Raw genomic sequence first — 9,977 nt, forward strand, 5'->3', positions numbered from 1 at the left:
AACGGAGGAAGCCCGGCGGTCGCACGTTTCATCCGTGAACATTTCGAAAAAACCTGGCCTCATCTCGATCTGATGATCACCCTTGAGGATGAACTGAAACAGAATCTCAAAGAACGGCAGATACCAGAGAGCCGGCGCAGAGAGATTCTTACTTCTATTCTGTATGATGATGAGATCTGGCAGGCCCTTCAGCGGGGACTTGAGCCGGCAATCACGCTGGCAAAGGAGAAGTATCTGTCATGAGACCAACACTCTTTGCACCCCTGACAATAGCCGGTATCTCTCATCACTCTGCTTCGGTCCCCGAGATTGAAGAGTTTCGTTTTTCTGATGAGACCGGATTTCTCACCCAGGCGCGGGAATGGTTCAAAGGAGTCGCCCTCCTGCAGACCTGTAACCGGGTTGAGGTGATTGTTCATGGGGAGCCTGATATCCTTACAGAATTTCTTCAGAGTCAGGGAAGGATCAGGTTCAAACTCTATCAGGATCAGGAAGCCCTCTCACATCTGCTCGAACTGGCAGCAGGAATCGACTCATTGATCATCGGTGAAGATCAGATTCTCGGCCAGCTCAGACGATCTCTCGCCCTCTCTGAAGAACTCGGGGTAGCGAGCCCTATCCTGGCACTCTGTATCAACAAAGCGATCCACGCAGGGTCTGAAGCACGCCGGAGAACCGGTATCAATAACGGTGCAATTTCGGTAGGATCTGCAGCAGTGCTTCTGGCTGAAGAACAACTGCATACTCTTGAAGGAAAACGGATTCTGATCCTTGGCAGTGGTGAGATGGGAGTACTGGTTACCCAGGCACTTGCCGTAAAAAGGCTCTCGGCTATCTATGTTGCGAACCGGACCCTTGACCGGGCACGGGTACTCGCTCACAAGATCAACGGAACAGCAGTGCCAATGGATGATCTCTACCGATATCTCGCTCTTTCAGATGTGGTGATCTGCTGCACGGCTGCCCCTCATCCGGTTGTCCGTGCCCATGAAGTCAGGGAGGCGATGAAAGGAAGGATCTGGCCACTTGATGGCACCGTAAAACCGATCATCATCGTTGATATCGCCCAGCCCCGGGATGTGGAGGAAGAGGTTGGGGCCATCGAAGGGATCTGTCTCTTCACCATCGATGATCTCAGGCAGGTCAATGACAATACAACCCAACTCAGACAGGAAGCAGCAGTCCAGGCCCGTATCTTCCTTGAAGAGGAACTGGATCAGTTCATCAGGCTCTATAACCGGCGGGCTGCAGATGAGACACTGGCCACTCTGCATACCTGGGCAGAGACCGTGAGAGTTCGTGAACGTGACCGGGCATTTGCCCGGCTCCAGGGATATGATGACCATACCCGGGAGATCGCCGAGGATCTTACCCGGGCACTGACCAGGAAACTTCTGGCTGATGTAACCATGTCAATCAGGTTCTGTGCCGAACGGGGTGAAATCGCCCGTGCTGAAGAGCTGGTCTCGGCAATTACCAGAGGAGAAGGATTATGTTCCCGCAAATCAGAATGAGACGAATCAGGAGGCGTTTCATACGCCCGCTTCTGAATGAAACCCGAATCGCGAAGACAGACCTCATCGCCCCGCTCTTCTTTGATGAGACTGCAACTTCCCCTGTTGCGATACCTTCAATGCCCGGAGTTGTCAGGTATCCCCCGTCAATGGCAGGAGAGGTCTGTACAAATCTGGCATCACGTGGAATCAGAGCAGTACTCCTCTTCGGGGTGCCCAGGGAAAAGGATGAAGCAGCTTCAGGTGCTTTTGCCGATGACGGCGTCATTCAACAGACGGTCAGGGCAATAAAGACAGCAGTACCAGAAATGGTGGTCATCACCGATCTCTGTGCCTGTGAATACACATCACACGGACACTGTGGAGTGATCGGTGACTGCAAAGATGGCGTTGATCTGAAGAACGATCAGTCCCTTGCCCTGATGCAGGAGATAGCAGTATCACACGCTGCCGCCGGTGCAGATATCATTGCTCCTTCGTGCATGCTCGACGGGATGGTAACGGCCCTCAGGTCTGCACTTGATGAGAACGGGTATGAGGAGATCCCGATCATGTCCTACTCATCTAAATTTTCAAGCAGTCTGTACGGTCCATTCCGTGACGCTGCCGGATCCGGATACTCATTCGGGGATCGGACAACATACCAGGCCCCAGTCGGTAACAGGCGGGAAGCGCTCAGGGAGTCAGAACTGGATGCAGCCGAGGGGGCTGACATTCTGATGGTCAAACCGGCAGGATGGTGCGGGGACATCATCTCTGATGTGGCATCGATTGGTCTGCCGGTCGCTGTCTACCAGGTTTCAGGCGAGTACGCGATGATCAAGGCCGCAGCCATGAACGGATGGCTCGATGAGAAACGGGTAGTAATGGAAAGTCTGATCTCCCTTCGCCGGGCAGGAGCGGATCTGATTATCACTTATTTTGCTGAGTCGGTTTGCAGGTGGATTGATGAAGAGCAGTGAATACTACAATATCGCAAAAGAGATCATCCCAGGCGGTGTATCCAGCCCGGTAAGGGCCATTCAGCCATATCCGTTTTACGTTACTGCAGGTCACGGATCCCGGCTACATACTGCAGACGGAACTGACCTCGTTGATTGTTGCGGTGCGTACGGTCCGATGATTCTCGGTCATTCCCATCCGGCAATCCGGGAAGCGATTACGAAGCAACTTGCTGACGGATGGTTGTATGGGACTCCAACCCCTGCTGAGATCACGCTGGCGAAACAGGTAACCCGCGATCATCCCTCAATGAATATGATCAGGTTCGTATCATCAGGATCAGAAGCGACCATGGCAGCACTCAGGCTTGCCCGTGGTTTTACTGGTAGACCGGATATCATCAAAATCGAAGGCGGATTTCACGGAGCACATGATGCAGTCCTCGTCCAGGCAGGATCCGGGTGCACCACGCTCGGTCAGCCTGATTCAGCAGGAATCCCGACTGACCTCGTCAAACACACCAGACAGATCCCGTACAACGATATAGAGTCGCTCACTACTCTTCTTGACCGTGATGCATCATCGATTGCGGCACTGATCATGGAACCGGTACTCGGTAATATCGGCCCGATTCTCCCGGACCCCGGATATCTTGCAGAGGTGAGGAGGGTTACGAGTGAACATGAAGTGCTGCTCATCTTTGATGAGGTGATCACCGGGTACCGGTTAGGTATCGGGGGAGCACAACAGTATTTCGGCATAAAACCGGATCTCACCACACTGGGGAAGATCCTGGGTGGCGGCCTTCCGATCGGAGCATTCGGTGGGAGAAAAGATATCATGAGCATGATTGCCCCGTCAGGCCCGGTCTACCAGGCAGGGACTTTTTCAGGAAACCCCCTCTCACTCACCGCGGGAATTGCCACCCTGAACTGGATCCATGACCATCCCGGCATGTATTCCGACCTTGAGTCCAATGCAGCAACCATTGAGGAGGCCTGCAGAGAGAAGACCGGCTCATTTGTCAGGATTGGATCAATGTTCAAGTATTACTTCAGATCGCAGCCTCCACGAAATTACCGTGAGGCTAAAGAGTCTGATACCACTGCGTTCAGGCAGTTCTGGGAGAAGATGCTCAAAGCAGGCATATTCCTCCCTCCATCCCAGTTTGAGACCAACTTCCTCTCAGTTGCTCATACAGAACAGGATATCGGGGCGATCAGCCAGGCATACCAGACATGCATCTGAAGATCGGTACCCGGGCGTCCATGCTGGCGAGGGCACAGGCTGAAAAGGTTGCCGGACTTCTTCAGAAGGAGGGAATATCTACCGAACTGGTCTTCATCTCAACAGTCGGTGATGAGCGGACCGGTGTTCCCCTTCATGAGATCGGAGGACAGGGGGTGTTTGTCAGAGCGCTTGATGATGCACTGAAAAACAGGGAGATCGATATCGCGGTTCATTCGATGAAAGATATCCCGGCACAGCGGCCTGAAGGACTCGTGACTGCAGCAATCCTGGAAAGAGACTCACCTGCAGATTTTGTGGTTACTGAGAAAGATCGCGACCACATCACTATCATCGGTACCTCCAGTACCAGGAGGACCGCCCAGTTGCAGCGGAACTGGCCGGGGATCACCATTCGTCCACTCAGGGGAAATGTTGACACAAGGATTAGTAAGCTAAAAGCCGGGGAGTATGATGCGATCGTGCTTGCTGAAGCAGGGATGCAACGGCTCTCTCTTACCCTTCCCGGATTCAGACTCGATCCCACCCGTCATGTTCCCTCAACCAACCAGGGAACGATCGCGATAGTTACCAGAGATGAACCTGCGATTACTGCTGCATTCGAACCCATTGATGATCAGGTCACGCGGATCGATACCCTTATCGAACGGGCAGTGATGGAAGAGATCGGTGGTGGTTGTTACACACCGCTCGGAATATACTGTAAAAACCGGTATCTGATCGCCGAGGTTCTCTCACTTGAAGGAGACCGAGTGTTCAGACGTGAACGGAGTGTCAAAGATATTCACGACGCACACCAATTCGGTGAGGAGATCCGAACCGGTGGGCGTGATCTGATAGATGAAGCCTATGACAGGCTGGGGCTTACACATGAGTGATACAAAAGGACAGGTTTTTCTGGTCGGATCCGGACCAGGAGGATGCGGGATGCTGACTATCCGGGCACGGGAAGTGATCGATCAGGCAGAAGTAATCCTTTATGATCAACTGCCTGGAGAGGAGGTTCTTGCCTCACTCCCAAAGACCGCAGAACTGATCGATGTCGGAAAGTACGGCGACAAGCACACCCGGGAACAGAATGAGATTGAACTCCTTATGGTAAGACGGGCAAAGGAAGGGAAGCGGGTCGTCAGACTGAAGGGAGGAGATCCATTCATGTTCGGAAGGGGAGGAGAAGAACTTGAAACATGTCGAGAACATGGTATTCAGGTAGAGGTGGTTCCCGGAGTAACCAGTGCAATCGCAGTACCGGCATCGGTTGGAATACCAGTAACTCACCGGAAATGGGCATCACAGGTCACCGTGATCACCGGGAATGAAGATCCCACCAAGGAAGAATCAGCGATCGACTGGGAGTGGCTGGCCCGAAGCCGGGGCACTATTGTGATTCTCATGGGAGTCAAAAATCTGCCTGTCATCGCACAGACCCTGATCAAATTCGGGAGAGATCCAGTGACACCGGTAGCGGTCATTGAGCGTGGGCTCAGACCAGATCAACGGGAGACGATCGGGACCCTCGCCACCATCGCAGATCTTGCTGCTGCGGCAGGGGTCAGACCTCCGGCAGTTATCGTTGTTGGCGGGGTTGTTTCAATGTACAAATCTGATGATGAACGGATGGTCCGGCCGCCCACCCCTGAAAACCAGTAAGACCCCTTTCCTTTTTGTAAAACTGAACATACTATTCTTTTTTGAGTAGGAGAAGGATTATTATTCACCCACCTGATAGTATCGATCATAGCAGGGTGATTATGCCCTGTAGGGAGAGGTGAAATGTATTCATCCAGGTTATGCAGCGGTGTAATCACGCTGCTTCTTATCGTTCTCCTTGCCGTGAGTACGGCATCAGCCGGATCTCAGGTCACCTGGACAAAATCCGGACTTCTGTATTCAGGGCAGGGAGTTGTTCATCAGTTGCAGATAGATTGTAGTACCCAGTTGGTGTTGCATGCTCCACCTGGTGCCACATTCGATATCTATGCAATAAGAAATTACAACACATTCAGTTCCTGCCAGGGAGGATCCTACATCAGGAGTCATCATGATCGGGCATCAATCGGAGGCGGAGAGACCAGTTCGCTCAATCTCGATCCTGGAACATGGTGTGTCGAGGTTTATGCCAAACAGGGGAGCGGACAGTACCGGCTTGAGGGAAGGAGTTCCTGCCCGGTACCATCGCACCCATTCCCTGATCCTGGTCATGGAAATTCGTGCCCGGCAGGCCAGTGCCAGCCAGGGTGCAGCCCTTACAAAACCGATGTCAAGACCGGGTTCCTGAATCAGGGGCAGAGCAGAACTCTGGCATATTCCATCCCGGGTGAGCGAAGTTATATCGAATGGATCTTGACCGGTCCCTGCGGTAATGAGATCATCCCGATGAATATGATGTCAGCAGGTGAAGTCAATTCGATGAGGACCAGATTCTGTGGTCCTGACTTTGATCTCTATGTCTACCGGCAGGGAAACCCGGGTACGTGGGGATGGTATGCAGACTACGCAGACACCGGATCCGGATCTGATGGGTACGTCGGGGTATCCTATCCGGAAACCGGAGCGATCTACTATGCCCAGATCCATGCCAAACAGGGGGGCGGACAGTACACTCTGACCTGTCGGAGTTACACCTGCCACGATGAAGTGGTTATGATGATGAAACAGCCGGAGATTGCAACCATGATGTATACTGCATCTTCGGTTGCACCCCCATATGGGGGAGAAATGAGAAAACCCTTCCATAACTAATGGAGAAGATTGATTAGGAACGTTGAATAAGATCTTACTGTTATAGATTTTTGCAATCTTAGGGGAGTGGAAAAATGAAACACATTTCAGCATATCTGATTGCTGCTTTGATCCTTGTGATCGTTGCAGTATGTATTACACCTGGTTCTGCAAGTTCCGGGTATTTCTGGTCTAAAAACGGATATCTTTATCAGGGTCAGGCTGCAACCTACGAGATCCAGGTGGACTGTGGGGCACAACTGGTACTGAAAGGTCCATATGGTGCAGATTTTGATATATACGCCATGAGGAGCCCTGTTGGGAGTTGGCCTAATGAAAACTACATTATGGCTCACTACGACAAGTCAGAACTTTCCTATAGCCAGGAGAAGTATCTGAACCTTGACCAGGGATCCTGGTACGTGGTAGTATATTCCTCTTCAGGATACGGCCAGTTTAACCTTGACGCATCAAGCACCTGCAGCGGACCGGTTCCACCACGTCCAGACCCGTGCTATGGTGATCCCAACTGCGGAGGAACCAACTGTGTTCCAGCCGCCACCGATGTCAAGACCGGGTACCTGAACTCAGGTGAAGCAAAGACGTACACCTACCAGATCATGGGAGACCGCAACTACATCGAATGGATCTTATCCGGCCCCTGTGGAGATGAGGTCATTCCGATGGCCATGATGTCATCAAACGATGTCAGTACCATGCGGACCAGTTACTGCGGACCTGACTTCTCGCTCTATATCTACAAGGACTGTGATCCCCGGTACAGAAACTGTGCTGCAAACAAGGCAGACACCAGCAGTGGATCAAACAAATATGTTGGTATAACCTACCCGACCACTGGTTCCCGGTATTATGCACTGGTTTATGCTAAGAACGGCAGCGGTGCATACACACTCTATGCACGCAGTTACAAATGCCAGAATGATGTCATCGCCATGATGACAAAGCCGGACATGGTCACCATGATGAGTACCGCTTCAGATATTGAAGCACCAGTCAGTGTACTCGGTTCAACGTAAGTTCATCCAAATGCCACCAACAGGTGGTAACTTTTTTTCTTTAAGGCTCTAGGCCCGAAGACTCACGATCCAAAAAAAAGATTTATTCGAGCTGATGAACCAGCAGACCGCTCAACAGTTTTGGTTCAAACCAGGTAGATTTCGGTGGCATGATTCCGCCTTCATCAGCGATACTACAGACGGTTGTAACATCAACCGGTTGCATGGCAATTGCAGCAACAAATTCACCTGAGTCAACCTTTGCCATCAGATCACGGATCGGCCTGGCACCACCCAGATACTGAAGCCTTGCATCTCCCCGCGAGTCTGTGATTCCCAGGAATGGAACCAGAACCTGATCCTGGAGAACTGAAACATCAAGCGAATCGATCCGGGATACGGCACCGGTGATCTGGATCGCACATTCATACCACTTTCCTTCCAGATACAGATGGAAAATATGAAGTCCTGGTGTATGCTCTTTGGGGGTTATTGAGTACGCAGCGGGATCAACTGCATCAAAGGGTGATACGGTAGCGACTGCCCGCAGTGCAGTAAGAAACGATTGGGGTGAGTACTCACCGAGGGTGGTAAGGAGCCGGCTGTACCCATGCACTTTCACTTCATCCTCTGCAAAGACCACCCCCATCACATGCCATGTCTCTTCAGGAATACTGATACCAGTCCCGATTCTCCGTTCTGCAACGTTCAGAGCAGATTTACACCGATGATGTCCGTCAGCAATATAAAGCGCCGGGATAGACGCAAAGGTGCCAACTATCTTCTGAATTTTCTGGCTGTCCCGAATTGCATAGATCTGATGAATGCTTCCATTTGCGGCAGTGACCTGCATAAGCGGAGTCCCGACAGCTGCTTCTGCCAGCAGGGTTGCCACTTCCTGATTTTTCAGATGCAGGAGAACAACCGGACCGGTATTCGCATTCATGGTGTCAATATGCCGGGTCCGATCTTCCTCTTTATCATATCTGGTCAGTTCATGCCGGTGAATGACCCCGCTCTTATACTCACGACAGTCCACACAACAGGAGAGACCGGTATAGGATCGTCCTTCATGCAGTACCCGGTACACATAAAGAGCCGGCTTTGATTCCTGAACAAAGATCTCATCCCTCAGGTATTCATCAAAGATCGTTCTCGAAAGGGAATAGACCTGATCAGCATAGGGATCGGTGTCAGGAAGCAGGGCATCAGCTCTGCTGATCCGAAGAAAACTGAGCGGCTGATCGGTGATGATCTCCCGTGCTTCTTTTGCGCTGACTACATCATAGGGGACTGCAGCGATCTGTTGTGCTTTTCCATCAGCAGGCTTCACTGCAGCAAAGGGATATATATGAACCATGTCTCTGACACCAGTTTGCTAATACGTATCCCCCTGCCCCTATAAGAGGGCAGTGACAAACCAGTACAGGTATATGGAAGCCAGGAGTCTGCAGATACGACGGATGAAAGAGGCAGATATCCCTGCCGTCGAGCTAATCGAAAGAAATTCATTCACTGATTCATGGAGCCGGGAGACCCTGGAAGATGCCCTTGAAACATTCCCTGATACCAACTTTATTGCCGAATCTCATGACGGGATTGCAGGTTTCATCATCTGTGGAGTTGAAGACACCGGAGAGGAGATTTATGGCCACATCTGCAGTCTTGCGGTCGCAAAGAGACATCAGGGTTCAGGGATCGGATCTGCATTAGTACAACGGGCAGAATACCAGGTAATGCTTAAGGGCGCTACAGCCATGCAGCTTGAGGTCAGAATCTCAAACCAGAAAGCCCAGCAATTTTATAAAAAAAACGGATATGAACCGGTATTCCATTACGCAGGATATTATGCAAACACCGAGGATGCAATAATCATGATGCGGTGGTTCAGATATTAACAAGGGAAAATTCTGACAAGCGGGACATAGAACACCGTGAACTAATTAATCTCATAACCTGAACCTTTCTGAACATCCTGATCACCGGGTGGTGATCAGGACTGATGATATCATGGAACCCAGATTTGGACTGTTTTTTATTGTGCTGTGTATAGTAATCATCAGCATGTCACCGGTGGCATCAGCCACCAACGAATCATCATCCTTTGATCTTGCAATAACAGATCTGCATACTGCACCATCAGGAGCCCCGGGAAGCCCGCTTTACGCCTGGTTCACCGTAACTAATAAAGGATCACGGATTTCAATGACCGACCAGGTTACGGTCTATCTCTCCCAGGATACGAATATAACTCCTGCCGATTATCCGATTGGTGAATCAGAGATCTCATTCATTCGTCCCGGAAAATCTGTTGAGACGACGCTGGTCGGGACAGTCCCCCTGAACGTTCCTGCCGGAAACTATTATGCAGGAGCATTGCTGACACTCAAATTTGCACTCATAAAAGACGATCATGAAGAAGATAACAGCCGTACTGGCAGCAAGGTCACGATAAATAATACGTATATCAGGAACCAGGACTGGTACAATGAACGGATATCTGAACTGGTGTTGAACTTAACCAACGAAGAGCGGG

10 protein-coding genes and 1 pseudogene are annotated in these 9,977 nt (G+C 51.1%); 10 read left to right on the top strand and 1 reads right to left on the bottom strand.

The features are described from left to right. The 8 genes and pseudogenes from LUQ50_RS13715 to LUQ50_RS13750 all read left to right on the top strand — a co-directional run. A pseudogene (locus tag LUQ50_RS13715) lies at positions 1 to 243 on the top strand (bifunctional precorrin-2 dehydrogenase/sirohydrochlorin ferrochelatase); the annotation flags it as partial. Further along, positions 240 to 1,514 carry a glutamyl-tRNA reductase gene (hemA, locus tag LUQ50_RS13720; RefSeq protein WP_300040614.1) on the top strand — a complete coding sequence of 425 codons (1,275 nt, stop codon included), beginning with the start codon at positions 240 to 242 and terminating at the stop codon, positions 1,512 to 1,514. The pseudogene LUQ50_RS13715 and the gene hemA, both read left to right, overlap by 4 nt. Beyond that, entirely contained in the window at positions 1,493 to 2,476 is a 984-nt protein-coding gene (hemB, locus tag LUQ50_RS13725) for a porphobilinogen synthase (protein ID WP_300040616.1), read from the top strand. Before hemA ends, hemB begins: the two co-directional genes overlap by 22 nt. Next, positions 2,463 to 3,704, top strand: a complete 1,242-nt coding sequence (gene hemL, locus LUQ50_RS13730; protein WP_300040618.1) for a glutamate-1-semialdehyde 2,1-aminomutase — start codon at positions 2,463 to 2,465, stop codon at positions 3,702 to 3,704. Before hemB ends, hemL begins: the two co-directional genes overlap by 14 nt. Further along, positions 3,695 to 4,582: a hydroxymethylbilane synthase gene (hemC, locus tag LUQ50_RS13735; protein ID WP_300040620.1), complete on the top strand. Its 888-nt coding sequence runs from the start codon at positions 3,695 to 3,697 to the stop codon at positions 4,580 to 4,582. The genes hemL and hemC overlap by 10 nt, the downstream gene beginning before the upstream one ends. Next, the gene (gene cobA, locus LUQ50_RS13740) at positions 4,575 to 5,354 is read left to right on the top strand and encodes a uroporphyrinogen-III C-methyltransferase (protein ID WP_300040622.1); all 780 of its coding nucleotides are present in this window, start codon (positions 4,575 to 4,577) and stop codon (positions 5,352 to 5,354) included. Before hemC ends, cobA begins: the two co-directional genes overlap by 8 nt. Before the next feature lie 123 nt (positions 5,355 to 5,477). Further along, entirely contained in the window at positions 5,478 to 6,446 is a 969-nt protein-coding gene (locus tag LUQ50_RS13745) for a hypothetical protein (RefSeq protein WP_300040624.1), read from the top strand. A 74-nt stretch (positions 6,447 to 6,520) separates the two neighbouring features. Next, entirely contained in the window at positions 6,521 to 7,462 is a 942-nt protein-coding gene (locus LUQ50_RS13750; RefSeq protein ID WP_300040626.1) for a hypothetical protein, read from the top strand. Between the two features lie 82 nt (positions 7,463 to 7,544). On the opposite strand, the gene LUQ50_RS13755 is transcribed toward LUQ50_RS13750, so the two are convergent. Next, on the bottom strand, positions 7,545 to 8,801 hold the full coding sequence (locus LUQ50_RS13755) for a DUF1015 family protein (protein ID WP_300040628.1): 1,257 nt from the start codon (positions 8,799 to 8,801) through the stop codon (positions 7,545 to 7,547). 73 nt (positions 8,802 to 8,874) lie between these two features. Here LUQ50_RS13755 and rimI point away from each other — a divergent pair, with 73 nt between their 5' ends. Then, complete coding sequence (gene rimI, locus LUQ50_RS13760) at positions 8,875 to 9,339, top strand: ribosomal protein S18-alanine N-acetyltransferase (protein WP_300040630.1); 465 nt, start codon at positions 8,875 to 8,877, stop codon at positions 9,337 to 9,339. Positions 9,340 to 9,451: 112 nt separating this feature from the next. Then, the coding region (locus tag LUQ50_RS13765) for a hypothetical protein (protein WP_300040632.1) at positions 9,452 to 9,977 on the top strand (526 nt) is incomplete at its 3' end.

Origin of the sequence: Methanospirillum sp., from assembly GCF_028679455.1 — an archaeon.
Classification (GTDB): domain Archaea; phylum Halobacteriota; class Methanomicrobia; order Methanomicrobiales; family Methanospirillaceae; genus Methanospirillum.